This window comes from Dehalococcoides mccartyi CG5 (assembly GCF_000830885.1).
GTDB lineage: Bacteria > Chloroflexota > Dehalococcoidia > Dehalococcoidales > Dehalococcoidaceae > Dehalococcoides > Dehalococcoides mccartyi_B.
Genome location: NZ_CP006951.1, coordinates 1,285,123 through 1,309,360 on the forward strand (window position 1 = coordinate 1,285,123; position 24,238 = coordinate 1,309,360).

The 24,238-nt window shown below is 46.9% G+C and carries 26 protein-coding genes and 1 tRNA gene; 5 read left to right on the forward strand and 22 right to left on the reverse strand.

Features of this window, described 5'->3' with window-relative positions; translation table 11 throughout:
* Positions 1-170: 170 nt before the first annotated feature.
* Entirely contained in the window at positions 171-659 is a 489-nt protein-coding gene (locus tag X794_RS06785) for a MarR family winged helix-turn-helix transcriptional regulator (protein ID WP_015408024.1), read from the forward strand.
* A 70-nt stretch (positions 660-729) separates the two neighbouring features.
* Here X794_RS06785 and X794_RS06790 read toward each other — a convergent pair whose 3' ends face one another.
* A complete protein-coding gene (locus X794_RS06790; RefSeq protein ID WP_015408025.1) occupies positions 730-1,002 on the reverse strand; it encodes a hypothetical protein in 273 nt (90 codons plus the stop codon).
* A gap of 18 nt (positions 1,003-1,020) precedes the next feature.
* Positions 1,021-2,499: a reductive dehalogenase gene (locus X794_RS06795; protein WP_015408026.1), complete on the reverse strand. Its 1,479-nt coding sequence runs from the start codon at positions 2,497-2,499 to the stop codon at positions 1,021-1,023.
* Positions 2,500-2,773: 274 nt separating this feature from the next.
* Between X794_RS06795 and X794_RS06800 the strand changes: the two genes are divergently transcribed.
* A complete protein-coding gene (locus tag X794_RS06800; protein ID WP_011309986.1) occupies positions 2,774-3,952 on the forward strand; it encodes a PAS domain-containing sensor histidine kinase in 1,179 nt (392 codons plus the stop codon).
* Complete coding sequence (locus X794_RS06805) at positions 3,949-4,626, forward strand: response regulator transcription factor (RefSeq protein WP_015408028.1); 678 nt, start codon at positions 3,949-3,951, stop codon at positions 4,624-4,626. The genes X794_RS06800 and X794_RS06805 overlap by 4 nt, the downstream gene beginning before the upstream one ends.
* 73 nt (positions 4,627-4,699) lie before the next feature.
* On the opposite strand, the gene X794_RS06810 is transcribed toward X794_RS06805, so the two are convergent.
* The 8 genes from X794_RS06810 to gatB all read right to left on the reverse strand — a co-directional run bounded on the left by X794_RS06810 (position 4,700) and on the right by gatB (position 12,354).
* A complete protein-coding gene (locus tag X794_RS06810) occupies positions 4,700-5,056 on the reverse strand; it encodes a hypothetical protein (RefSeq protein ID WP_034376991.1) in 357 nt (118 codons plus the stop codon).
* 156 nt (positions 5,057-5,212) lie between these two features.
* Positions 5,213-6,046 (reverse strand): porin PorA family protein, encoded by an 834-nt coding sequence (locus X794_RS06815; RefSeq protein ID WP_011309989.1) that lies wholly within the window; start codon positions 6,044-6,046, stop codon positions 5,213-5,215.
* A 277-nt stretch (positions 6,047-6,323) separates the two neighbouring features.
* Positions 6,324-6,596, reverse strand: coding sequence for a hypothetical protein (locus X794_RS06820; RefSeq protein WP_011309990.1), 273 nt, complete (start codon positions 6,594-6,596; stop codon positions 6,324-6,326).
* 19 nt (positions 6,597-6,615) lie between these two features.
* Positions 6,616-8,118, reverse strand: a complete 1,503-nt coding sequence (locus X794_RS06825) for a reductive dehalogenase (RefSeq protein ID WP_034376989.1) — start codon at positions 8,116-8,118, stop codon at positions 6,616-6,618.
* 398 nt (positions 8,119-8,516) lie between these two features.
* Positions 8,517-9,347, reverse strand: a complete 831-nt coding sequence (locus tag X794_RS06830; RefSeq protein WP_012034217.1) for a prephenate dehydratase — start codon at positions 9,345-9,347, stop codon at positions 8,517-8,519.
* A 446-nt stretch (positions 9,348-9,793) separates the two neighbouring features.
* Positions 9,794-10,642, reverse strand: a complete 849-nt coding sequence (locus X794_RS06835; RefSeq protein WP_011309993.1) for an SAM hydrolase/SAM-dependent halogenase family protein — start codon at positions 10,640-10,642, stop codon at positions 9,794-9,796.
* Between the two features lie 12 nt (positions 10,643-10,654).
* A complete protein-coding gene (gene secG, locus X794_RS06840; RefSeq protein ID WP_011309994.1) occupies positions 10,655-10,873 on the reverse strand; it encodes a preprotein translocase subunit SecG in 219 nt (72 codons plus the stop codon).
* Positions 10,874-10,875: 2 nt separating this feature from the next.
* A complete protein-coding gene (gatB, locus tag X794_RS06845; protein ID WP_011309995.1) occupies positions 10,876-12,354 on the reverse strand; it encodes an Asp-tRNA(Asn)/Glu-tRNA(Gln) amidotransferase subunit GatB in 1,479 nt (492 codons plus the stop codon).
* 126 nt (positions 12,355-12,480) lie between these two features.
* On the opposite strand from gatB, the gene X794_RS06850 reads away from it, so the two are divergent.
* Positions 12,481-12,553, forward strand: a tRNA-Ala gene (locus X794_RS06850).
* Positions 12,554-12,657: 104 nt separating this feature from the next.
* Positions 12,658-13,368, forward strand: coding sequence for a hypothetical protein (locus tag X794_RS06855; protein ID WP_034376988.1), 711 nt, complete (start codon positions 12,658-12,660; stop codon positions 13,366-13,368).
* Between the two features lie 167 nt (positions 13,369-13,535).
* On the opposite strand, the gene X794_RS06860 is transcribed toward X794_RS06855, so the two are convergent.
* From X794_RS06860 to X794_RS06910, 12 genes are all read right to left on the reverse strand, one after another.
* Entirely contained in the window at positions 13,536-13,700 is a 165-nt protein-coding gene (locus X794_RS06860) for a hypothetical protein (RefSeq protein ID WP_238569780.1), read from the reverse strand.
* Between the two features lie 20 nt (positions 13,701-13,720).
* Positions 13,721-13,978: a 4Fe-4S binding protein gene (locus tag X794_RS07515; protein ID WP_011309998.1), complete on the reverse strand. Its 258-nt coding sequence runs from the start codon at positions 13,976-13,978 to the stop codon at positions 13,721-13,723.
* A gap of 17 nt (positions 13,979-13,995) precedes the next feature.
* On the reverse strand, positions 13,996-14,706 hold the full coding sequence (locus tag X794_RS06865) for a MerR family transcriptional regulator (protein WP_041344598.1): 711 nt from the start codon (positions 14,704-14,706) through the stop codon (positions 13,996-13,998).
* A gap of 93 nt (positions 14,707-14,799) precedes the next feature.
* Positions 14,800-15,837 carry a nitrogen fixation protein NifH gene (locus X794_RS06870; protein ID WP_238569781.1) on the reverse strand — a complete coding sequence of 346 codons (1,038 nt, stop codon included), beginning with the start codon at positions 15,835-15,837 and terminating at the stop codon, positions 14,800-14,802.
* A gap of 216 nt (positions 15,838-16,053) precedes the next feature.
* Positions 16,054-16,353 carry a hypothetical protein gene (locus X794_RS06875; protein ID WP_012034223.1) on the reverse strand — a complete coding sequence of 100 codons (300 nt, stop codon included), beginning with the start codon at positions 16,351-16,353 and terminating at the stop codon, positions 16,054-16,056.
* Positions 16,353-16,745: a hypothetical protein gene (locus X794_RS06880; RefSeq protein ID WP_012034224.1), complete on the reverse strand. Its 393-nt coding sequence runs from the start codon at positions 16,743-16,745 to the stop codon at positions 16,353-16,355. Before X794_RS06880 ends, X794_RS06875 begins: the two co-directional genes overlap by 1 nt.
* Before the next feature lie 240 nt (positions 16,746-16,985).
* The gene (locus tag X794_RS06885) at positions 16,986-17,501 is read right to left on the reverse strand and encodes an NADH-quinone oxidoreductase subunit B family protein (RefSeq protein WP_041344613.1); all 516 of its coding nucleotides are present in this window, start codon (positions 17,499-17,501) and stop codon (positions 16,986-16,988) included.
* 10 nt (positions 17,502-17,511) lie between these two features.
* A complete protein-coding gene (locus X794_RS06890) occupies positions 17,512-19,092 on the reverse strand; it encodes an NADH-quinone oxidoreductase subunit C (RefSeq protein WP_011310005.1) in 1,581 nt (526 codons plus the stop codon).
* Between the two features lie 3 nt (positions 19,093-19,095).
* Positions 19,096-20,577: a proton-conducting transporter membrane subunit gene (locus X794_RS06895; protein WP_041344614.1), complete on the reverse strand. Its 1,482-nt coding sequence runs from the start codon at positions 20,575-20,577 to the stop codon at positions 19,096-19,098.
* Complete coding sequence (locus X794_RS06900) at positions 20,577-21,257, reverse strand: hydrogenase subunit (RefSeq protein ID WP_011310007.1); 681 nt, start codon at positions 21,255-21,257, stop codon at positions 20,577-20,579. The genes X794_RS06895 and X794_RS06900 overlap by 1 nt, the downstream gene beginning before the upstream one ends.
* A 3-nt stretch (positions 21,258-21,260) precedes the next feature.
* The gene (locus X794_RS06905; RefSeq protein ID WP_012034228.1) at positions 21,261-22,202 is read right to left on the reverse strand and encodes a respiratory chain complex I subunit 1 family protein; all 942 of its coding nucleotides are present in this window, start codon (positions 22,200-22,202) and stop codon (positions 21,261-21,263) included.
* Complete coding sequence (locus X794_RS06910; protein WP_011310009.1) at positions 22,199-24,133, reverse strand: proton-conducting transporter membrane subunit; 1,935 nt, start codon at positions 24,131-24,133, stop codon at positions 22,199-22,201. The genes X794_RS06905 and X794_RS06910 overlap by 4 nt, the downstream gene beginning before the upstream one ends.
* Positions 24,134-24,238 lie beyond the last annotated feature (105 nt).

Below are 24,238 nucleotides of genomic sequence, written 5' to 3' on the forward strand. Positions count from 1 at the left end.
TTTCACTAGTATATTAGTCTATATGGACTAGTCCATATAGACTAATATACCGATTGTGTATTGTCAATAGTGTGTACGGAGATTTGGCAAAAACGGCTTGAGGGATTAAGATATACGCCGTACAGATGCTAACAGGTATCCAGTAAATAATTAATAACACAGGCAATAAGATGAACGAATTTGAGACTCTGGAACTGGAACATTTACTTTGGGTCAACATTACTCAGGTTAAACATTCAATTGAACGGGCATGGACACGCGAATTAAAAAGCCTGAATCTCTCTACCGAAAAGTTTGCCATATTACATGAACTCATGTGTCTGGGCGGAGAATCCACCCCTCATACTCTGGCCAGACGAATTGTATTTGAACCCCATTCAGTTTCAGCCATTGTCAGCCGTATGGAAAAAGACGGACTAATTATCAAAACCAAAGATTTAGACAAAAAACACATGGTGCGCATAAAACTTTCCGAAAAGGCTGTTGATACTTTCTATCAAGCTCTGGAAATTTCCAACAGAGTGTACAAGCAAATGATGGCCAGTATAACCAGAGAAGAAAAAGTGGAGTTATCAAAAACACTCACTAAATTACGGAATCACACCTTGCCCTTAACCCACAAACACACTAAAACCCTGACCCCGTTTAAATACATTTAACCCAGTCTATCAGATTAAAGAAGATGACAAGGGGGGGGATTTAAGTCTCCCCCCTTGTATTACCTGAGGTTTAGGCTTTCTTTACCCTTCGGGCGGCCAGCTGCCAGGCTAAAGCCAGCAGGACAAGTCCCGGCAAGCCTACTACCAGCAGAAACATATAAGCCGCTTTAGGCTCTACCTCTGCCAGACTGCCGAAGTAGTTCTGGACGGTGAAAAGGAGCATGAGTGCCCCGATTGCACCAATCAGCCACTCGTACCAGGCAAGGCTGAAATTGTTTCGTTTCATCAGCCAAACTAGCCCCAATACCAGGGCACCAACCAATATACCTATGATAAACCACATATCACTATCTCCTAATTCTTACTTTCCGTACCCGCCGTCTCTGACACCCATAGTGGTATCAAAGCCGTATCTGGGCAGGTCAAGATCCCACCATTCGGCCGCGTCATGATGGCCGTAGCCAAAAGCAACGTCAGCTTTCCAGAGGAAGCTGTTGAAAATGCCGGTGGTGGAAAGGGTGGATTTAACAATTTCATGTATCATGGCTTTGGTATTTACGTTAAATACACAAACGCCGGTACATATCTGGCAGGTAGCCCCGGTGCTATGTTGATACAGCTTGCACTCAGGTTCATTCTTGTAGTAAGCCTTTTTACCACCGGTGCTCCAAGGACCAGCTGGTTCCCATGTAGGCTCTTCTTCAAATGATATGGCCTTGGCCGGGCAGGTATCCGCACACTTTCGGCAGCTATGGCAGAAGCGGAAAGCGCCGAAATCTATGGGTTTGCTGACAGGCAAAGGAAGGTCGGTAATAAATTTATAAATGCCGACTACCGCGCCTTCTTCAGGAATAACGCACTGGTTAATTCTATCCATTTCGCCCAGACCGGACAAAGTAGCCACAGCCGGTGAAGGACAAATGCCGTTAGGCCAGGGGGCAGACTGCAAACCCTGATAACCCAACCCAAGCAGGAATTTCTGGACACAGGCCATGGTTTCCTGATTGAGACGGTAGCGGCTCATATTGGCGGCATAACAAACACCTGAAGGTGCAGTGCGATACATTTCTTTGGGCATGGGGGTAGTGTAAGTAACCACCCAGCGGGCTTTGTTGGGGATAATAAAGTGGGTATCAGTTACATAACCGTTATCGCAATCTTCAAAACCATAGGCCATGGGCGGGCCGTTAAAGAACATGCGGCTGGCATCTACAGGGTAGAACATGCTTTTTACATTAGCATCCAGTTCTATAGATGCAATCTGGCCGGCACCGAAAAACCTCATGGCGGATTTGAGCAAGGCAAAGTTCTCTTCAGGGGTGCTTTCCCAGCGGGGCACTCCAAAACTTTCATGGGTATAGGTTTGACCTACCAGCTCCGGTATGGGGGCTGCCCCTTCCAAAGCCGGATATACAGGTTCTCTCCAGCCGGCGTGGGCTATAAAATGAGGCCAGGCAGCTTCCTGCATGGAGGTATCCAGCAGGGAAATGGCTTCTTTAGAGCCGGTCTTTTTTGCCCCTGCGTTAAGAGCGGCTACACCCTGAGCCATAGCGGAATTTACCCTGTCCCATCCCACAAATTCAGCTAACAGCGGGGGAAGATGACAACCTTCCTGGGGAAACGGCAGTGAGGACGTTTTACTCCAGTCTATTTCTATGGTTGGCTTGTCAACCTCTCTCACCCACCAGGGCCGTTTGTTGACAGATGAATCTGCCGAGGCTACTTCGTCAAGGTCATGGAAAACAGGAGCGGCGGCGGCAACTGCACCTATACCGGCACCTGCCAATCCTAATCCCTTCATGAAGTCTCTTCGGCTCAGGCTACTGTGAAATTTACCCATAATTCTTTCCTTTCCTGCAAATATTTCAGGCGTTCCAAACAGCTACATGGATTTTGGTCTCGTCTGCTCCTCCTTAATGTTATTCAAGGATATCTGAATATTATAAATACCCTTAGTAAACCAAACGGTAAATCTCTGAAGCTTAAAGTAAAGTTAATATAAGGCTTAATTAAGTATTCTTAACTATTGCCAATCTTGGCATCAATGGTTGTTATCTGGTTATATCTCTCATTTTGGCAGTATAATAGAATAACAGCCGTACGAGAGAACCTGAGTGGAAATAGACGAATTAAAAGACGAATTAGTTAAGTTAAAGCAGTGCAATTACACTCTTAAAAAAGAGCGGCTGAAATACCGCGAGCTTTTTAACTGGGCCAACGATGCCATACTCCTGTTCAAATTCTCCAATACGAATGACCCCATAATAATTACAGAAGCCAATACTGCCGCCTGCAAGCACTTCGGATACAAATATGAGGAGCTAATCGGGAAGACAAATCTGGATATTGATTCACAGGAAACGGCACTCCGTGGACCGGAAATAGTCAGTAATTTAGTTGCCAAGGGGCATGAAGTTCTGGAAATAGCCCATAGAAATAAAAACGGGGAGAGTATCCCGGTTGAAATAAATCACAAACTAATCTACCTAGGCGGGGATACCATGATAATCTCGGTTATCAGGGATATCACTATCAGGAAGAAAAATGAGCAGGAACTTAAGGAGTCTTTAGAGCGGGAAAAACAACTAAGGGAAACTCTGGAAAATGAAATAAGCCAGCGGATTACCTTTACGAGGGCTCTGGTGCATGAACTGAAAACCCCGCTGACATCTATGCTGGCCACCTCTGAACTGCTCAGCAAAAACCTGGCAGAGGAACCTAACCTAAGCTATATGAAGTGCCTGTACGCCGGTATACAAGACCTTAATCTGCGTATAGACGAGTTGCTGGATATTGCACGGGGTGAGGTTGGTCTGCTTCGGCTGGAATGTGAACCCCTGAATATTTATGAATTACTTAAAGACATTGATGAGATAATGAACCCCGTATTTGAATCAAATTCCCAAAAACTGACTATCAGCATACAAAACCCGTTGCCTGTTGTAGTAGCCGATTACAAACGCCTTAAGCAGGTAATTTTGAATTTGTTGGATAATGCAGCAAAATACACCCCGTGGGGAGGCAATATTTCATTGACCGCCGGAATTAACCACAACAATCTGGAAGTTGAAGTGAAAGATAACGGCAAGGGCATGAGTCCGGAGGAGATAGGGGCTTTGTTCCACCTGTATTCGCGAAGCCATAAAAAAGGCACTCCCTCAGGTTTGGGTATCGGCTTGGCTTTGTCCAAGATGATTATTGACCTGCACGAAGGTGAAATAACAGTGAAAAGCAAGGTTGGCGAAGGAAGTGCCTTTACTTTTTCCATACCGCTGAGGCCAAAAGCCAAATGAAGATACTGATTATTGAAGATGATTACAAAATAGTCCAGGCAATATCTTTTGCACTTAAAATATGCTGGCCGGATGCAACCCTGCTTAGTGCCTCACGCGGGGAGAACGGTTTAAAGATAATTGAAGAACAGTCACCAAATCTGATTATCCTTGACCTGAGCCTGCCGGATATGGACGGGCTGGAAGTACTGAAGGATGCCCGGCTTTTCTGTGATACTCCCATTATTATTTTGACCGTACGGGCAGAAGAATCAGATGTAGTGGAGGCACTGGAGCTTGGGGCAAACGAATATATTATAAAACCCTTCCGCCAAATGGAGTTGCTTGCCCGAATACGGTGCATACTCCGCCGCCCCATAACTACCAACAAAGATGCCCTGATAGAATGGGGGCCTTTTAAACTGGACTATTTTAAAAGGCTGTTATTTATAAACCAGAAAACTGTAATCCTGACCACCATTGAAAGCCAGATTATGCATGAGCTTATCAAGGATGCCCCTGGGATAGTAACTTATTCAAGGCTATCTGAACTGATTTCGGGGGGGCATTACCCTGAAGTAATTAACAGCATAAAGGTACATGTATACAACCTGAGGCGAAAACTTGAGGCGGATACCTATGCCCCAAAGCATATTATGAATATGCACGGGGTAGGCTATTTCCTGTCCAAGTAAAAGTTTGATACTTTTACCGCACAACGCCTTTCAGCCAAACTAACCAAAACGGGGAGTGCCGTCATATTAACTGCTAGCTGGTAAATTCGTCTTTGGTCAAGATTAAAAGTATTACCGCCGGAATACCGGTCAGGATAAATGAGCAGGCTGCCGCTATGGCACAAATCAGCGCCCACAGCCATTTCTTACGCCGGAAAGCAAAAATACCCCCCGCCAAAGCCACCAGTGCAACTATGAGGGCCGGGATTGGGGTATCAAAAATAATACTGGGCACAAAGGGCGGGATATCCCCCTTCCCGAATCCGCTCCCGGCCTCCCCGAATATTCCTACTGAATAATTCAGTATTCCCAATATGCCGAATATGCCGGAAAGAATACACAGGCTACCGGCAATCACCGGTCCGCGGGTTTTCTTTAATTTATCGTTCATACACTTGCTCGCTTATTCCCATGATAACCGCTATATAGCCTGCAATACAAGGGGGGTATGCCCGGCTAATCTGATACTTTACCTGAAGGGTATAAAAAAGGGGGAAGCAGGGTTTAACCCCCACTCCCCCCTTTGATATTTGATTAAGATTAAAGTCTAGGCAGTGCGACTTCGGAAAAACCCGACTCCGATAAAGACAATACCCACGCCTGCCACTATCCAGAAGGCGTAAACACTGGCCCACATAATCATACTCTTGGTGGATTCGGCAGTGCTTACCATCTCGTCAATGGTTTCAGTGGTATAGGCTATGGTTGAAATGAATATAGGCATGCTGACTGAGGGTGCAGGGGAGATTTTGAGGGTGGTGGTAGTATCTGAGTACACAGGCACCCCGCTGACCGGCTCTACTTTGATATTTATCAGAAAATCACCGGTTTGGGGTATGCCGGTAGCACCGTAAGTACCCAGATTGATGTTTTTCTGGTCTACTTGAAAGACATATACTGTCAACCCCTGATAGGTCTCTTCTTTAACAAATTTGGCAGTCAGGCTCTGGTTGGCTTTTGCAGACCAGAAAGGATAATCCTGCTGCTGGGTATCAGCCGGGAAGGTAAACTGACCGGTGCGGTCGATATTCCCGTAACCGGAGACATTTGCCCGGGTAGTTCTGTCCAGCCCGTAAACTTCCTCTGAACCAAAGGGTAACTCTGTACCGGCCTGAGCGTGGGTGAAAGTAATCGTCTGGTCCATAAGCAGAACATCATCTTCCAGACCGCTGGCCTTCAGAGCACGGGTAACATTGACCGGCATAGCAGGGTTAAGCTGGCCGGTAGCAGAATTCAGTACCTGAACAGTACCGGAAAAATAATAATTCTGTTCATAATCCGCCGGCAATTTAGCCATAACCGGGAAAAACACATAAACCCAGATAAAAGCTACCGCCACTAAAAGAGTGCCTAAGAATGAGGGCCACCAACGTTTGAACAACCTAATCAACCTCCTACTTCATTTTTGTGTCACGCTAATTTGAAACCACAGCAAATAATGTTAGGGCAGATATGCTAAAGGGTCATAAAAGGAATACGGTACACTGAAAGCGAGTAATAATAACACATTATTTTACTTTTTGAAAGATAATTTCAATTTCATTCATTTTGAGACTAAAATAGTCGTCTGCATAAAAATACCAGTGCCCGAACTTTTAAGGTTCGGGCACTGTAATAGTTTTTACCGGAGAGTATTTATATCTGTTTCATCCCGGATTTCAGGCTTTAGCAAGTCTCCTTGCGGCTAGTTGCCATGTTAATGCCAACAGGATAAGAGATGGCAAGCCGGTAATCAGCAGGAACATATAGGCGGCCTTGGACTCTATTTCTTCAAAGCTGCCCATGAAATTCTGCAGGGTAAATACCAGCAGTAACAGCCCAAGTATGCCTAATACCCACTCATACCAGGTAAGATTAAGATTCTTGCGTCTTAACCACCAGATAAAACCCAGCACCAAAGCCCCGATTATGATTCCTATAAAAAACCACATAAAGCTTTAATCTCCTTTCCTATTTTCCGTAACCGGCATCAGCCGCGACAATGGTTGAGTCCTGACCAAGGGTAGGCAGGCTGAGATCCCACCATGCTTCGGCTTTTTCAGGATCAGTGCCATAGCCAAAGGCATCGCCCAGTTTGTAGAAGTAGGTGTTGAAAAGAGGAATATTGGCAATAGTACCTTTTATAATCTGGTGAACCAGAGCACCCCGGTTAACGGTAAAGGTACATTCACCCCAGCAGATGCGGCAACCGTGAGAGGTTTCGTTGGAATACTGGCGGCAGAGAGGCAGATTGTTGTAGAAGGCTTTTGTGCCCTTTACTGAGTATATAGTCTCTTTGCCTTCGGTCAGCGGCAAATCCCATGAAGGTTCTTTTTCTTTAGATATACACTGGGGCGGACAGGAATCTGCACACTTCTGACAGGAATGGCAGAAACGGTAAATGCCTGCATCTATGGGATGGGTAGGTTCAAGAGGCAGGTCCGTCAACACACCATACAGGCGGCCGGGTGCCCCATATTCGGGAGTAAGGGTGTAAAGTTTCTGGCGGCTGGCTTCACCCAGACCGGCCATGATTGCCGCTCCACCCTCGGAACCCACATAACGGGCATCGTTGCCTATAGTACCAATCAACTGGTAACCCAGATACCGCAGGAAGTTGTAGGTGGATGCGTGCAGATTGGCACAATTGTAAAAAGTATTGCCATTGGCCATACCGCCAAGCAGAGTGCCGGCTGAACGCCAGAGCTCATTTGAGCCTTGGGTTGACATGGCTATCTCCCACAAGGGGACATTAGGGATAACCAGTTTTTCAGTAGTCTCATATGCTTTGGGCACATTTTCAAAGACAATAGGACGGGCAGCGGTGACAGGAATAGTAGTGCCAATGTATTTTTCGTTGTTGGAGTCACCCTTCTCATAAGAGAAGATAACATGGTCACGATGTTCCTGGGTAAGTTCGGTATAGCCTACTAGTGAAGCGCCGTAAGCCCGCATGGCCGCCCTGAGCATACGTGAAGCCTCTTCAGGTGTACCCGTCCACTTCGGTTCGCCACGTTCTTCAGGGGTTTTTACCGGAGCGGGGTCTTTGGTTTCGGCCCAACCGGGAGAAGTACCCTGAGAAATCCGCTTAAAACTACCGGCCAGTGCCCTGGAACGGTAAGTATAACCGGGATAATTTGAAGCGGTTCTTTCAGCCAGTTCGGCAGCGGATAAAGCCGCAGCCCCCAAGACTCTGTCTGCCCCGTAATAAATAGCTCTGACTCTGGCAGACTGTCCCTGGTCACGCCCGTCATGACGTTCCATCATGCTGAAGTCTACCTCTATGGTGGGATCGTCAATGGGGCGCTCTTTTACCCACCAGGGACGCGGCTGAACAGCTGTATCAGAGGCTATAAGTTCGTCAATGTCATGGAAAACAGGAGCCGAAGCAGCAACTGCACCAATACCTGCCCCGGCCATACCCAGACCCTTCATGAAATCACGGCGGGATACCATTGAATGAAACTTGCTCATAAATTCCTCCAATTCTCTTAACTCAAGACCTGTTCTTCCACAACGCCACCCAGTCTCTCCTGAGCGCCATAACACTCGCCGCACCTCACTAAGAAAATGTTTTAATTAGTGAACCCCAATTCATGAATAAATTATACATTTCCGTATGCCATTTACTATCCGCTTTTATACGTAATACGGGTTAAGCATTTTTACTTATTTCCCGTAAGTAAAACTACGTATAGGAAAGCGATATTATCTGAGTAAATCTAGACGAGATTCAAAAGGAATCTTTCGGCGTTTGGGACTGCGGGACATGCCAAAGAAGGACACAAAAAAGCCAGCCTCTTTTTAAGGCTGGCCATTCTATCATAACACTTGTTTTAAGACCCTGTTTTCAGTTACAGGAAGCTACAGGGCTATTCCTCAAATACTTTGCCCTGTTCGTATGAGCCTAAAACTTGGATGCTCTCGGTTACCTTTTCCAGTTCCTTCAAGGCGCGCTGGGTTTCAGGGGTATTCAGTCCCCGCTCAAAATCCAGATAAAAGTAATAACCCCAGGTACGTCCCATAATAGGGCGGGATTCTATCTTGGACAGGTTTATGCCTTGATCATAAAAACATTTGAGGCACTTGTAAAGGCTGCCGGCGTTGTTCTCTGCCTTTATAGCCAGAGAAGTTTTGTTCGCCAACGGAGGATATTTAGGGTCTTTGGCGATGATAAGGAAACGGGTGTAGTTTTGCTTTTCAGTCTCAATATCTTTAGCCAGTATTTTCATATCATACAGCTGGGCAGCCAGATTGCTTCCGATAGCAGCAGCAGTCTTAAGTCCCTTTTCTTTTATCATGCGGACACTGCCGGCGGTATCGTGGCTTTCTATGCGTATCACACTGGGGTGTTTCTCAAGGAAAGATTCGGCCTGAATCATGGCGATAGGGTGGGTATACACTTCACGTATTTGTTCCAGCTTCACACCCGGCAGAGTAATCAGGTTCAGGATAACATGCAGATAAATCTCACCGACTATCTTGCTTTCATATTTTAGCAAATTGTCATAATTTTCCAGAAACGAACCGTAAAGGGAATTTTCTATGGCTACAACCCCATAATCAGCCAACCCTTTTTTGACATCTTCAAATACCTGATGGGAAGTGTTGCTTTCAATAATCTCGGAATCACCTGGAAATTTGTGGCGCGCCACAATATCATGAAAAGAGCCGCGAGCTCCCTGTATAGAAATTTTAATCATTGCCTGCCCCTTTCCATACCCGGATTATGCTAATAATAGCGTTTACAGCAGCTTGAGGCAAGGGTTTATCAGTAATGCATTTTCGTATATGATACTTTCAGATATACAGGGCGTGGTATAATAGAGGTAGGCAAGGAAGTTGCTTGCCAATACCGGCAAAAGGAGGCAAGGCATTTGGAGAAACTGCAGGCTCGGTTATGTACTTGGTTTTTCCCTTGCGCAGGCTCTTCGCTGGTGGGAGCTAGGGGGAGTTGACTAATATCAGTCCGGCAAAGAGCAACGAAGGTTCCTGAGCTTTCCGGTTCACTCACTCTATAGTTAACGAGAAATCCGGCTTTTTTGGCCGGGCGGGGAAAGTAAGGAACGATGGTTTCCCCCGATAATTGAATACGGCTTAGAATACAGTTGGGCCCCGAATCTTTTACGGGGCCCTTTTTTAACCTTTTTTAACCTTTGGGCGAAGTCAAAATACTAAGGTGAAAGCAATCACCCGGGCGGGCTGAAAGCAAACCGGCGGCACTGCCGCCCTGCAAGGCAATCTCCAGCCGTCCGCTGCTGCCTATAACTGCCAGCAAACCGCTTGCCTGAGTGTAATTTTGGCAAAGGCCATAAATGGTCCGACCTAAAATCTCAAGCCCGATAGACTTGTCCGAAGGCAACATCCGGGGAGTAATATCAGTAATCAGATTGCCGAAGTGATCTATATACACTACGTGTCCGGTAAACGAACCATCAGCCGCAATCTCCGGACCAGGTAAATGGAAAGCATATATCCAGCTAAGGCGTGGACCAAACTCCGAAAGGGGAGTACCCAGACTTACATAAGCGGCGGCAGGCGCGAATATATCCCGCCCGTGAAAGGTGGTACTGACCGGGTTAAGCCAGAAAGCCGGGTTGGATATCTGGAATGCTTCTACACCCCGGGGCAGATCCAGTTTAAGCAGACCTTCTGCCGGCAGTAAATCACTGGTGATTTTGGGTAAATACGGGCTGAGTGCGTAACTGAAAAGACCGTTGTCCGGGCCAATGAATAAGCCGCCCGGAGTGGATAAAATAATTCCCCGGCGGCCGCTGCCTACACCGGGGTCTACTACAGCCAAATGAATGGTGTCTGCCGGAAAATAGTGACAGGTTTCACCCAACAAGAAGGCCGCCTGCTGAATATTCTGGGGCTCTACCTGATGAGAAACATCCAGTATGCGGGCATCTGGATTGAGACTCAGTATAACCCCCTTCATGGCGGCCACATATGCATCTTGCAAGCCGAAGTCAGTAGTAAGGGTAATGATACCCACAACTAGCCTCCTTTAGCTTAATTTCAGCATGAGCAAAGACACCAGCAGGAACAGGACTACCAGTATGATGGTGAGTATGAAAAGGGTCTTCTCTATACCCCTTTTGGTGCGGTAGACACTGTCTGCCTGCCCAAATATACCACCGAGGCCTCCGCCTTTTACTTGCATCAGGACTGCCAGAGTGAGGGCTACGGCCAGCACTATCTGGGCTATAATCAGGTAGGTTTGCATGTTTATCCTTCCTCCAGAGCTTTCTTAAGCAACTCCATAGCTATGTTAGGGTTGGCTCTGCCCTTGCTTTGTTTCATCATCTGTCCCACCAGGAAACCGATAACCTGGGTCTTGCCTTCGTTATATTCGGCTACTGCTTTGGGGTTATCTGCCAGCACCTTTTTGGCAATGGCTACCAGTTCGGAACTGTCGGAAATCTGGCTGAGACCTTTCTTTTCAATAATAGCCTCGGCATTTTGTCCGGTAGCATACATATCTTCAAGGACTGCTTTGGCAGTAGCGGCATTTACTTTGCCGGCTGAAACCAGCACCAGCAAATGGCACAGACTGGCCGGGCTGACTTTAAGTGCAAAAGCGGTAATATCTGCCCCGCCAGTATTCATAATAGAGTTTACCGACCCCACCACCCAGTTAGCCACTTCCTTAACGCCTTTATCCTGCGGTATATTCTGGAAATCAGTTTCGCCCAGAACCGCTTCAAAATAATCCGCCAGTTCACGGCTGGCAGTCAGAAGCGAAGCATCGTATTCGGACAGCCAGTACCCGTTTATAAACCTCTCCTTGCGGGTTTCGGGCAATTCGGGCAGTTTGGCCCTTATGTCCTCAATCCAGTCACAACTGATGTGCAGGGGAGGTAAATCCGGTTCAGGGAAATAACGGTAATCATGGGCAAATTCCTTGGAACGCTGGGAGACAGTCTGGCATTTTTCATCCTGCCAGCCACGAGTCTCCTGGCTTATCTTTTTTCCTTCATCAGCCATTTTCCTCTGGCGGACTTCTTCATATTCCAGAGCGGAAAAAACCGCCTTGAAGCTGTTCATATTTTTTACTTCCACCTTAGCCCCCAGCTCGGTTGCACCTACAGGCCTTATGGAAATATTGGCATCACAGCGGAAACTGCCTTCTTCCATATTGGCGGTGGAAACACCCAAATACCGCATGATAGTCCGCAGTTTCATAAGGTACTGGCGGGCTTCTTCGGGGGTGCGCATATCCGGCTCACTGACTACTTCCATCAGTGGTATGCTGGAACGGTTTATATCCAAAAGGCTATACGGCTGGCCGTTAATATCACTCTCATGGTGCAGTTTGGCTACGTCTTCTTCAAGATGAATGCGGGTTATGCCGATTCGACGGATAACTCCGTCCACATTTATATCTAAAAAACCCTTGCCGCAAAGCGGCTGGTCATACTGGGAAATCTGGTAGCCTTTCATAAGGTCAGGATAGGCATAGTTTTTACGGTCAAACTTGGTAAAGGGGGCAATATCGCATCCCAAAGCCAAGCCGGACATAATGGTGTATTCCACTGCCTGTTTATTTATAGTAGGCAATACCCCCGGCATGCCCAGACAAACCGGGCAGACATGGGTATTGGGTTCGGCACTGGCATAGTCCGTACTGCAGCGGCAAAACATCTTGCTTTTAGTGTCCAACTGAACGTGGACTTCCAGACCGATTACCGTTTCATATTTAGTCATTGTAGTTACCATTTCACCTACCTCTGGTTAACTAGCAAGTATATCAATATTCTTTGGCTACTGGCAAGGCAGGTTTGGGGGTTGCTTTAATGCTAAAGCGGGCTTATGTTATAATGCCCTTTACATGGGGCTGTAGCTTAGTTGGGAGAGCGCTGCGTTCGCAACGCAGAGGTCAGGGGTTCGAAGCCCCTCAGCTCCATTTTTCTGTTACTTCTAGGTTAATTTTGTACTATTTCCATTCTACACCGACCATTCCGCCAGTTCGCTGCTCTTCCATGTGTTATAATACAAATGGTAATCTAAATGGAATACGTCAGTAAAGCGGAATTAGAAAAAGAAAGAACCCCTTCTGAGCTATGGAATTGGTTAATCCAAAAGGTGGGACATATTTGTTCAACTAAAGAAGGTTTAACCGCTTTCAGGTTGCAATATGGGCTTTTGAAAAAGCTACCTGAGGAAATCGCTCCTGTTGCGATATTTGGTGAACATAAGTTTGGAAGCACCGACCAAATTCTTTTAAAGCCAGTTATTGGCAGTCAAAACTACGACGCGATAGTCATAGATAAAAGAACAGAACCCTCGACTGAAACTTACATTGAGATAACCCAAGCTCATGAGGGGGAAAATGATTATTGGCGCAGATGCCAATTACTTAATAAAGGTTATGTCTTCTCTAATGCTCCCGTTATCAAGTCTGGTAAAGGGAAGAATCTTCAGGTCTCAATCCCAGAAACGGCCACCCCAGTAGAAGCAGGCGTAAAAAACGAACTTGATAGAATTGTTGATGCCGCAAACCGAAAAGCTAATAAAAACTATCCTGATAATACATCCCTAATAATCTTTTTCGATGATACGAAACTCTCCGAAGAAAGATTGCAAGCATTAAACTTACCGACACTGGATGACTTCGTGAAAAAGAACCTCATGAATTTAAATCTCACATTTACAACGCTTTATCTCGTTGGTGGTGCAAAAGTAGTTTTCCGGGAGTATCCCATCAAACAGAAAGAATAAAGGTCAACTCTAAGTCCTTGTCAGTACTACCTATTGATACCTCAGCTCCACCAAAGGTTTGCCTAATCAACAAGGTTAAACCTAAGGTAGATTGGATTTATCCGGCACAGACAAACTTAGTCTACCCTTCTTTACCAACATGATATTTCTTATCCCTGTTTGTGAACCTAACCGGATAAATAACGGGCAAAAGATTTTCTGTTTAACCCTACATGGATAAGTATGGAGGCAATAAATGCTATTGCAACGGCCACGTGGTGGCCGGAATGACCGGGATGGACATGAGCTTCCGCTATTCCAGTTATTATAGTTGCCAGAAATAATACTGCCATGGATATACAAACCGCTCTTCTCATCTGGCAACTCCAGAATGGAGTTTAGAATGTACAGGTGTAATAGCCTGCTGAGAACAGACCTTCGCACATTTCAAACACCCTTTACAGTGCTCCGGGCAGCTGATACGGGCGTGCTTGTGGAATGGCAGATTCACCTTGTCAATCACACCATTGGGGCAGGCTTCAATACATTTCCAGCAGGCCTTACATTTAGCCGTATCAAGATAAATATATTCAGTCGCGTTCTGTCTCTGTATCGGGTTGCGTAGTCTCACCAGTTTTCTCCTTGCGTTTAGCTATGTTCCTGAAGGTGCCGGGCTTCCTGCCGATAGATTCTGGTAGCCAAACACCCCTTGAAGTCACTTACCAGTTTAAACAGTTCCCCAAGCGGAATTACTTCGTGGTTTGGCAGGTGATGGATAATCTCATGCATAGTCTTAAATTCACTACGGGTTATTTCCATGTACTGTTGATAAATCTCAAAATCAGCTGGTTTTAAGCCAAACGTCAACAGCCGTTTGGCTATTTGGGCTATACGTGTTTCTATGCCATCAAATACCGGCCCGTTTTCGGTTTCTGACGCTATAATAACACCCATGGCAATCAATTCATTTACATCTGTTTCGCTTAAACCCGAGACAGATATCAATTCGGCCAGAGATATACTTACGAATTGGGTTTCATCAGGCATTGGCTGGAATATATCACCCAGCACAGATTCCATCTCGGACACATGTTTTACATCCTGACCATCCCGCTTGGCCTGCAGTATAAGTTTTATTACGGATAAAGGAAGAAATCTTTTTGATTGGAATTCTTTGATTAGACGGATATCTTCAACGCAATCAGGGCTATAGTAGGCCATATTGTGAGCAGTCTTGAGTGAGGGAAATAGCAAACCTTCACGGGTGTAGTAGTGTATAGTCGGCAAAGAAACACCCGCCGCTTTGGCGACTTCACTTATCCGCATCAGCCCTTGTTTAACTATATCTGTTTTTCTCATCTTAACCACTCTATAGTGCATAGTATATACTTACACTATATACTATGCAAGAAACGAAAAGCCTTTACAGCGTTACAAAACCACATCAAAAGCTTACTCCGGAAAAGCCGCTTTTAAAACCCTGAGAGCCCGCAGGGTAATCCACTTGCTGGGTTGTCTGTTTTTTTCCATTCCCATCCATGTTTTACCGGTAAAGCGGCATTCCATAGGCCAGCGTCCTTGGGGGTTTTGCCTGGCAAGTACTAAATCCAGAGCTTCGGCCAAGCGGGGGTCACGGGCATAGCCCGAAGCGGACAATACATCCAGCGTTTGCAGGATATCAGCCGCATAGCCCATGGGATAACCAAACTTGAACCAGCTGGAGCTTGGTTTGTCACCGGTACCAAAGGGATAATCCGCCGCGGCAGGGTTGTACTTAAGCAAAAAACTCAAGCCACGGTCAAGTGCATGTATTACGGCCGGGGAACGCTTGGACGGAGGGATTTTACTAAGGGCATTGAGTGATTTTACAGCCCCCCAGCCGCAAGACAATCCTGAATTAGGGCTGCAACTGAACATAGGTCCCGGGGTGTACATGTAATAACGGTCGGTCACACCCATAGTCTTGGAGTCTGCCATACCTTCACCGGTAATGAATCTGGCATGTTTCTCAACGGCAATTTGCAAGCGTTCATCTTCCAGCCATCCCAAATCTATCAGGGCGGATTCAAGATTGCCAGCCAGACAGTGGAGAAAGCCTGATGGGGTACCGTTATAAGAAAACCAGCCGCCTTTGGACAGGTTATATTCAAACAGATAGTTGCAACCTTTTCTGACTCCGGCGTCAGATTTATCCGCCCCCAGCTGAGCCAGAAAAATAATCTGCCAAACGGTACTCTGGTATTTGGGGGAATAACCCGCACCGGAGTGCAACCAGTATCCTTCCGGCGACTGGGCTGCCAATATGGACGGGACCGGGCCGCTTAACATAATAGCTGCCTTGGCTTCTTTCAGTTCCGCATCATGTTCCCCGCAGCCGATAATATCTTTAAGGGTAAAGTAACGGACTGCCGGCTGGGCTTGGTCTGGCTCCAGTAACCAAGGGACAGGATCTGCCCGCAACTTGTCTTTCCATATTACTTTTTCAGACATCATCATGTTCCTTTGTATAGCCTTTTAATTATTATATTGCCGGTTTGACCGCAAAATCCATCTTCTTTTTAAATAACTGAACTGGGAAGTGTCTGAAATACCTGCAGGGGAACGGGTGCACCTGACCAGTTCCGGCAATACATCTCTCTGTATCTGCCGATTCCGGATAATAAAAAGGGCGACCGCTAGCCGCCCCCGAGATATGGATATTGGCAACTACTGTTTAGCTAAAATCTTTTTAATAACCCCTTTGGGGTCGCTAAGTAGCAGGGATATTTCCCAAACCAGTAATCCAAATATAATTACGCTAACCCCCAACAAGATTGCGTCCTGATTGATTTCCAGAAATTCACCGCCTTCCTGTAAATAGGCTATTACATGATCAACCAGCCACATAATACTTGCTCCCCAGAACATAAGGCTCAGAAAACCCAGCTTGTACTTGTCATCCGGGGCTTTTATATACCAGATAGCGGTGGTGATTAGGGCGGCAACCAGAGTCATTATCAGCCACATTACACACCTGCTCCAGCAGTATTAACCTTGGCAGATGCTTTTAACCTAGCTTCAGCAATAAGCACCATAATTACCCAGACGACAGTGACCGTAACAGCCATAGCACCGCCGACAGTAGCCATCTCATGCAGCATGGGGGCGATATCAGCCGGGTTTTCCATAGCCGTCAGAAATGGCCACCAAGGCACAACCTCTCCATGCCAGACATGCTCCAAAGCCAAGAGCAGAGTACCTCCCCAGAGCATTTTGTTTAACCAGCCTAATTTCCGGCTCCAACTTAAACCTGAAATATTTTTAATCTCAGATCCCGGTTGTTTTTCTTTTTTCTCTATTACTTTTTGAACAACCGTAGTAACGGCCGCTTCCCCTGCAACCACTAAAAAACATGCCATAGTCTGCTGCTCCTTTCATTCCTCAGGTTTTATCCGAGTAATACTTGCAACTGGGATATTATTGCGTCTTGTTGCATTTAATATTAATTGCAATTATATATCCTGCCTATATGCCCCGTCAATACCGGATAACAGGCGGATTTTTACAGATTGCGGATACCTGAAAGTGAGGATGGATAACCGGATAGCGGTTTACTGAAGATAGTTCATATTTTTTAGCGGGTTAAAGCCGGAAGGTGCTTACTTTTTACGCAGGGACTGCATAAGCCCCAGCAAAGAATTTATTATCTGGGCGGGTTCAGGAGGATTGCCCGGTATTTTTAAGTTTACCGGAAGGATTTTATCTACCCCGCCCAACACCCCGTAGCCTCCGTTGGCAATGCCGCCGCTGCAAGCATCATCGCCCAAGGCTATCACCAGCTTGGGTGAGGGCATAGCATTAAAGGTCTTGCGGACTGCAATAGCCATATTCTGGGTAACCGCACCGGTGACTATCAGTATATCTGCATGGCGGGGAGAAGCCACAAAGCTGATACCGAAACGTTCCACATCATAATACGGATTGGAAAGGTTGTTAAGCTCTATTTCAGCGGCATTGTCACTGCCGCTGTCCAGTGCCCGAATAGCCAGACTCCGCCCGAAGATAGTATTTATCTCGGATTTGAGGGCAAACCCCAGTTTATCAAACTCAGCATCACCAAGAGGCATCTGTTTGCATATCTTGGGCCCGAACATATTATTTAAAACGTTCTTCACGGCAAATACCTCACAGGTCTGTTCCGGCATAAGACAGATTCAGGCTTTTGTTTATCAGGGGGAAATCCGGAATAATATCCCCCAGTACCGCATGCTCTATGGCCTGCCAGTTGCAATAAGAGGCTGTCCGCACTTTATAGCGTTCTATTTTGCCGTCCCTGAGCCAAAGCCAGTGGAGGGACTGCCCGCGGGGAGATTCAACCAATACCAGACTGTAACCATTTACCGGCTTTAGCGGGATTGCATATTCACCGGCCGAAAGTTTGGCAGCGGTCTTTAGTATCAACCCAAGTGAGGTCTGCACCTCTGAGAGCCGCACCCTGAATCTGGCCATTACATCACCTTCAGGCAAAACAGGCAGCTTGAACGAAAGCTCAGGATAAAAACCGTAAGGCTGATTTAAACGGGTGTCTATGGCCTCACCGGAAGCTCTGGCTGTCACCCCGGTAATATTCAGGGGGATAAGCAAGCGGTTATTTACGATGCCGGTGGTCTCAAAACGGTCTACCACCGAAGTTTTGGCAAGAGCCTTCTCAACCTGTTCGCTAAACCTGCCCTCAAAGGCATACAGGTAATCTGCAAGTTCGGTTATAAGCTCACCGGGTATATCTTTCAGCAAGCCGCCGGGGGCAATTATGCCCTTTAAAAAGCGGGAGCCGGTAAGGCGTTTGTTCCAGCGCATAAGTTCTTCACGCAAAGCCGACAGGGAAGCCGCCCCCACCGGATAGCCTACATCTGTAAGCATACCGCTAAGGTCTGCCAGGTGCGAATAAAGCCTTTCCATCTCAAGGAGTATTAACCGAAGCTGTTCAGCCCGGCGGGGAGGACGGGAAGAGCAGATATGTTCAACTGCCGAAGAGTAAGCATAGGTATTGGCGGCAGATTCGTCACCGCTTATACCTTCGGCTATCTTAAGGCCGAAATCTATATCCTTGCCCATAGCCAGTTTTTCCAGCCCCCGATGGGTATAAAAAAGCCTGACTTCCAGATTCAAGATAGGTTCGCCTATAGCGCTGAAACGGAAATGCCCCGGTTCAATAATACCGGCATGTACCGGTCCTACTCCGACTTCGTACACGCCTTCACCGCTTATCTTTTTAAATGGATAAAGGGCTTCATTTTCCACCCCGGCAGGCAAACTGAGCGGTTGGTTTTTAAAACTATTTGCCAGCGGATGAAAATTAGCAGGGTAGGTTTCATGCAGGAAAAGCCGTCTGCGGTCAAAGGCATTTTCAAATTCACAGCCGTAGCCGTCCCGTATTTCTCTCTCAAAATAACAGGCGGACGGGAAAATGGCGGCAATTGAGGAAACCGGGCTGTCTGCCCGGCGGATAATTACCAGTGTCCCTGAGTAATTTCTTTTTTCAAATATATATAAAAGGCTAAGCCCCTGATAACCCCGAAAACCCTCCACTCCGAATAACCCGATAAGCCCAAACCCGTCTTCAGCCAGCTTCGGGTAGAGGGCTGCCGCTTCCGTCCAGTCAAGCCACAGATAATAGTCTTTGTTAGCCCCTTTTTCCAGCTTGAGCGGATTTATAGCCGGGCTTAAAAATTCGGCCAGATAATTATGCAACTCAGGTATTTTCATAGCTTAAAAACCCAAACCCTTTACTATCTGGTTCAGGAAATCAGCCAGCATCTGGGGCTGGCAGACCCCTAAAAATACCACCCCGGCCATAATAATATAAATCGGCAGTTTCATGGACAGGGGAGTACGGAAAACAGGGCGGTCGGTATTTTTCTCACTGCGGGTAAAGGCCTTGAGCAGAAAAATGGCGAATGAAGAAGCCACCAGCAACAGGAAAAAGAGCACCATTAACACCAGCCAGACAGAAACACCCCCCAGCTGAATAAGTATATTAAGTTCAGACAGAAAAACCGGGAACATGGGCAGACCTACAATAGCGGCACTTCCCATTATAACCCCCCAAGCAGCCACCGGCTGGAGGCGGAATATATCAAATATACGGTCAAAACGGTCACTGCCGTACTGGCGGCGGATAATGCCGGCCGAAAAAAACAGCCCGCTCTTGACCAATGAATGCGCCAGTGTATGGAAAAGCATCCAGAATACCGCCAGAGGTGTACCTATGCCGATAGCCAGCAGCATGATTCCCATATGCTCTATGCTGGAAAAACCGATCAGTTTCTTCAGGTTGCGGCGGGACAGCATACTGAAAGCGGCTACCCCTATGCTGAGTATGCCCAAACCTACCAACACATTTGAAAAGGTTTCACCTATCTGGCTTTGGCGAAGCAGGGCGCTCAGGCGGAGGATACCCACTATGCCAATGTTTAATACCGTGGCAGACATCAGGGCAGTAACCACTGACGGAGCTTTGGCGTAAGCCGCCGGCAACCAGTTGTGCAAAGGGACCAGACCGCTCTTGGCCAGAAGCCCGGTCAGTATCAGCAGGGCACTTAAGCCCAGCACCGAGGGCGAAAGCAGGGGAGCCAGACTGGCCAGCTCATCCCAGTTCAAGGTACCGGGGCTGCCCGCCTGCCGGGTAAGGGAAAAAAGAATAATAAGCCCTATGAAGGCAAATATCATGGCGGTAGAGGCAATAAAAATATATTTCAAGGCAGCTACCAGATTGTCACGGGCATTCAGGGTGGCTATAAGCAGGGCCGAAAAAAGAGTGCTCAGCTCTAAAAACAGCCAGAACAGGGCCAGATTATTTGAGAAAAAGGCAAAGGTAATCACACTTAGAAGCAGATTAAAACCGATATAGAAAACGGGCAGGTTTTCTATATCCAGCTCTTTGTTTGAAAGCAGGTGGCTGACATAACCACGGGAATAAAGCGCCGCCAATATAAACACCACTGAGGCAATCAACACCTGAAATATACCCAGCTGGTCAACGAATAAGTAACGGCTTTCCATGAAATAATGGGGCAAAGGCAAGACTAAAAGTACCCAGAGACTAAGCCCCAGATGCCACAAGCCATGCCCCAAGCTAAATCCGGCCAGTATGCCCGGAGACATACTGCCTCGGAATAAACGCATGCCCAGCAGTATTCCGCCCAGAAGCACTGACGGTAATATATAAGCTGCAAGTATCAGATTTTCCATTACTTTTTCTTGAACCACTCACCCAGCGGAGTAAAGCGGGGGTGAAAATCCTCTATGGTTGAATCTATACCGAAAGCCAGCACCGTAACCAGCAGTACCAGTATCACCAGATCTATCAAAACCAGTATTTCCAATATAAAAGGCAGCTCTGCCACGAATAAACCAAACAGTATTGCCCCGTTTTCCATGCTCAGGTAACCTACAATCTTGGTCAGCATTTTCTTGCGGCTGAAGATAACCATCATGCCCATTAGTGCCATGGATACCCCTATGACCGCTCCCAGAAAAAACAGCCTGTCAGGCATAACTTCTCCCATAAGGTTTGAAAACACCTGATAGACCCCGAATATAAGCAGTATACTGACTATAAGCGAACTCACCGGGTAAAGAAAGCGGAATTCCAAATCCCGCCGGATATTCATCTGGAGGAGTATCCGGTTTAGGATACGGGGTATCAGAAATACCTTGCCGAACAGGGTGAGCAGGGCAATAAAAAGCAGAGTAAGGTGACCGTCATTTATAAAAAATACCATGGCTACCAATGCCACCAGCAGTGACTGCAAGGCATAGGTTTTAAACAAACTGGTAAGGCTGCGCTGCCAGAGAACCAGCGAAGATGTGACCAGCACCAGCACCAGCAGTATTTTCAGTATGTCATTTAGGGGTATATTTTCTAACATTCTCTACGCCAAAAATTTAAATATAACGGTGATAAAGGAAAAGAAAAAGGCCAGCATGAACAGACCGGGTACCCGGAAAAGCCGGAATTTTGCCATGAGGGATTCAAATATACCCACTCCCACGGCCAGCAGACTGCCCTTTATCACAAAGGCCAGAAACGCTACTGCTATTCCACCCGCCGCAGGCTCCGATGCCAACCCCCAGGGAGCTACAATGTTTAAAAGCACCCCCATCAACAGGGTTTGTTTAAGGGCATGTGAAAGCTCGATAAGAGCCAAATCCGGCCCGGAGTATTCCAGTGTCATGGCTTCGTGTATCATGGTCAGTTCCAGATGGGTTTCAGGGTTATCCACCGGTATCCGCGAAGTCTCTACAATAAGGATAATAAAGAGTGAAATACCGGTAAGTATCAGGCTGGGATTGGATAAGAAACTGTTTTCCCGCACCTGACCGAACATATCAAACAGGCTGGTAGTCTGAAGCACGTATGCCAGCGCTCCAAAGACAATAATTATAACCGGCTCTATAATGGCTGAAAGAGTCATCTCACGGGAACTGCCCATACCTCCGAAACTGCTGCCGGCATCCAGCCCCGAAAGTGCCATAAAGAAGCGTGCCATGACCATCAGGTATAAAAACAGGATAATATTGCCCAGACCGGGGTCTGCCGCAGGTATGAAGACCAGCGGCACAGACAGTGACGCCACCATCATAAAGGCCAGACTCAGGTAGGGGGTCAGGCGGATTATAAATGAAGTCTGGTAAGAATAAACCCGTTCTTTCTTGAAAAGCTTGTAAAGCTGGTAATAGGTCTGGAGAATGGGCGGCCCTACCCGGCCCTGAGCATAAGCCTTAACCTTTTTAATCAGGCTGATAAAGAGGGGCGACACCAGCAGTGCCAGCGCGGTATTGATAAAACCGTATAAAACCAGATTCCAGCTCACCACAGCCACCTTGCCGCCAGTATAACCAGCAAAACAGTTATAAAGCTGTACAGGATATGGCTGCCCAAATCAACATCCTGCAGGCGGGATATGAAACGGGAAATACGCCCGAACAAACCGGCAACCGGCAGATAAATATACTCATCAAAAAACTTTATGGTGTGAATAGCTGATTTGCCCTGTTTGAAAATAGCCTGCTGGTTATCTTCGTAACTGCGTTCATTGTAATGGCGGGTGCGGTATATCAGCCGGAATATCTGGAAAAGGGGCTCGGCAAAACCGGAGGCAGTATACTCAAAGCGGGGAGTTGGGCGAACATAGCCGCAAGCCCAGGTCTCGCTCCGGCGGCTTTTTCGGGGCGAAAACAGCCTGACCATGCCGAAAACCAAAACCCCGAAGATAACCAGTACCAAGCCAACCAGTGACATATCCGGCAGGTCAAAACTATAACCGGCTACCGAAAATATCTGGACAGCAAACAGACCCAATACCAGACAGGCAACTGCCAGTATGGCCGGCCCTATAATCATACTTTTTGAAACTTCTTTGGCAGAGGCTGCTTCCTGACTGCGAGGCATAGCCAGAAAGACCGTCCCGAAGGCCTTTACAAAGCAAGCGGCCGCCAGAGCTGAAGTAAGAGCCAGTATGGCCAGTACACTGAAAAGAAGTATCTTTATACTGCTTTCAGCCAGAGAGAAGGACTGGAAAAAAGACTCAAAGAGCATCAGCTCACTCATAAAACCATTGAAGGGAGGCAAAGCCGATATGGAAACTGCCCCCACCAGAAAGATAACAGAAGTGTAGGGCATTAGTTTAATCAACCCGCCCATTTTTTCAATATTGCGGTCACCCACGGCAATTACCACCGAACCGGCGGTCATAAAAAGCAGGCTTTTAAAAATGGCATGATTCAGACTGTGAAACAAAGCTGAACCAAGTGCCAGCATAGCCAGCGTATCCAGACCATACAAGCCAAAAATAACATACAGACCAATACCCATCAGGATAATGCCGATATTTTCAATACTATGAAAGGCCAGCAGGGTCTTTAAATCATGCTCTTTAAGAGCATATATAACCCCCAACAGGGCGCTAATTGCCCCGAACAGGAGTATTCCCACACCCCACCACATTTCCGGGCTAAGCACATCCATAAGGAAGCGTACCAAGCCGTAAATGGCCACTTTCAGCATTACCCCGGACATCAGGGCAGAGACATTTGAAGGGCTGGCAGAGTGGGCATAAGGCAGCCACTTGTGAAGGGGTATGATACCGGCCTTTATTCCGAATGCCAGAAATGCCAGAACAAAAACCAGACTCTGGATGACGGAGGATGCACCGCTCAGGCTGAGTGCGAAACTGCCGTTCTGAATATACATAACTACGGCCATCAGCATCAAGAAAACCGTACTAAGCTGGGTAAGCACGAAATAATAAATGCCCGCCCGCTGGGTAAAAGACTCCTGATAGTCATTCATCATCAAAAAGAAGGAGCTTAGTGCCATAATCTCCCAGAAAAATATCAGGCTAAAGGTGTTGGCCGAGGCCACCACGCCTATCATGGAGAGTATGAAGACCGCCATAAAGGCTGAGAGCAGATTGGCTCGTTCGTTTGAAGATATATGGTTATTGTAGCCCAGCGAATACACGGCTACGCAGAGAGAAATAAGGCTGATTATTATGACAAAGAATGATGCCAGACGGTCAAGATGAAAGGCTATGTCCAGCCCGGATGCAATGCTCCAGAGGGAAATATCCAGCGGATTACCGAAAAATATCTGCAAAGACCCAATAAGCAAGCATAGCGCCGCCGCTATAACCAGCCATAGTACCCCTTGCCAGACTTTTTTACTGCCATGATTAAACACAATGCCCGTCAGGGCAGCGGCCAGTAGTAAAAACCCTCCGCCAAGCAATAAACCCGCTATCATTTTAAAATACAAATCCTCAAAAAAAGATGAAGAGCCCCTGTAGGCTCCTCTATTTTATCATAGTGTAAATAGTAGATTTACATTCTAGGTATTGGCCTGTTTAAA

Excerpts from the sequence above, each read along its gene's own strand:
- X794_RS06785 (WP_015408024.1), top strand. The coding sequence starts at position 171 with ATGAACGAATTTGAGACTCTGGAACTGGAACATTTACTTTGGGTCAAC.
- X794_RS06790 (WP_015408025.1), bottom strand. The coding sequence starts at position 1,002 with ATGTGGTTTATCATAGGTATATTGGTTGGTGCCCTGGTATTGGGGCTA.
- X794_RS06795 (WP_015408026.1), bottom strand. The coding sequence starts at position 2,499 with ATGGGTAAATTTCACAGTAGCCTGAGCCGAAGAGACTTCATGAAGGGA.
- X794_RS06805 (WP_015408028.1), top strand. The coding sequence starts at position 3,949 with ATGAAGATACTGATTATTGAAGATGATTACAAAATAGTCCAGGCAATA.
- X794_RS06810 (WP_034376991.1), bottom strand. The coding sequence starts at position 5,056 with ATGAACGATAAATTAAAGAAAACCCGCGGACCGGTGATTGCCGGTAGC.
- X794_RS06820 (WP_011309990.1), bottom strand. The coding sequence starts at position 6,596 with ATGTGGTTTTTTATAGGAATCATAATCGGGGCTTTGGTGCTGGGTTTT.
- X794_RS06825 (WP_034376989.1), bottom strand. The coding sequence starts at position 8,118 with ATGAGCAAGTTTCATTCAATGGTATCCCGCCGTGATTTCATGAAGGGT.
- X794_RS06830 (WP_012034217.1), bottom strand. The coding sequence starts at position 9,347 with ATGATTAAAATTTCTATACAGGGAGCTCGCGGCTCTTTTCATGATATT.
- secG (WP_011309994.1), bottom strand. The coding sequence starts at position 10,873 with ATGCAAACCTACCTGATTATAGCCCAGATAGTGCTGGCCGTAGCCCTC.
- gatB (WP_011309995.1), bottom strand. The coding sequence starts at position 12,354 with ATGACTAAATATGAAACGGTAATCGGTCTGGAAGTCCACGTTCAGTTG.
- X794_RS06855 (WP_034376988.1), top strand. The coding sequence starts at position 12,658 with ATGGAATACGTCAGTAAAGCGGAATTAGAAAAAGAAAGAACCCCTTCT.
- X794_RS06860 (WP_238569780.1), bottom strand. The coding sequence starts at position 13,700 with ATGGCAGTATTATTTCTGGCAACTATAATAACTGGAATAGCGGAAGCT.
- X794_RS06865 (WP_041344598.1), bottom strand. The coding sequence starts at position 14,706 with ATGAGAAAAACAGATATAGTTAAACAAGGGCTGATGCGGATAAGTGAA.
- X794_RS06870 (WP_238569781.1), bottom strand. The coding sequence starts at position 15,837 with ATGTCTGAAAAAGTAATATGGAAAGACAAGTTGCGGGCAGATCCTGTC.
- X794_RS06875 (WP_012034223.1), bottom strand. The coding sequence starts at position 16,353 with ATGTGGCTGATAATGACTCTGGTTGCCGCCCTAATCACCACCGCTATC.
- X794_RS06880 (WP_012034224.1), bottom strand. The coding sequence starts at position 16,745 with ATGGCATGTTTTTTAGTGGTTGCAGGGGAAGCGGCCGTTACTACGGTT.
- X794_RS06890 (WP_011310005.1), bottom strand. The coding sequence starts at position 19,092 with ATGAAAATACCTGAGTTGCATAATTATCTGGCCGAATTTTTAAGCCCG.
- X794_RS06895 (WP_041344614.1), bottom strand. The coding sequence starts at position 20,577 with ATGGAAAATCTGATACTTGCAGCTTATATATTACCGTCAGTGCTTCTG.
- X794_RS06900 (WP_011310007.1), bottom strand. The coding sequence starts at position 21,257 with ATGTTAGAAAATATACCCCTAAATGACATACTGAAAATACTGCTGGTG.
- X794_RS06910 (WP_011310009.1), bottom strand. The coding sequence starts at position 24,133 with ATGATAGCGGGTTTATTGCTTGGCGGAGGGTTTTTACTACTGGCCGCT.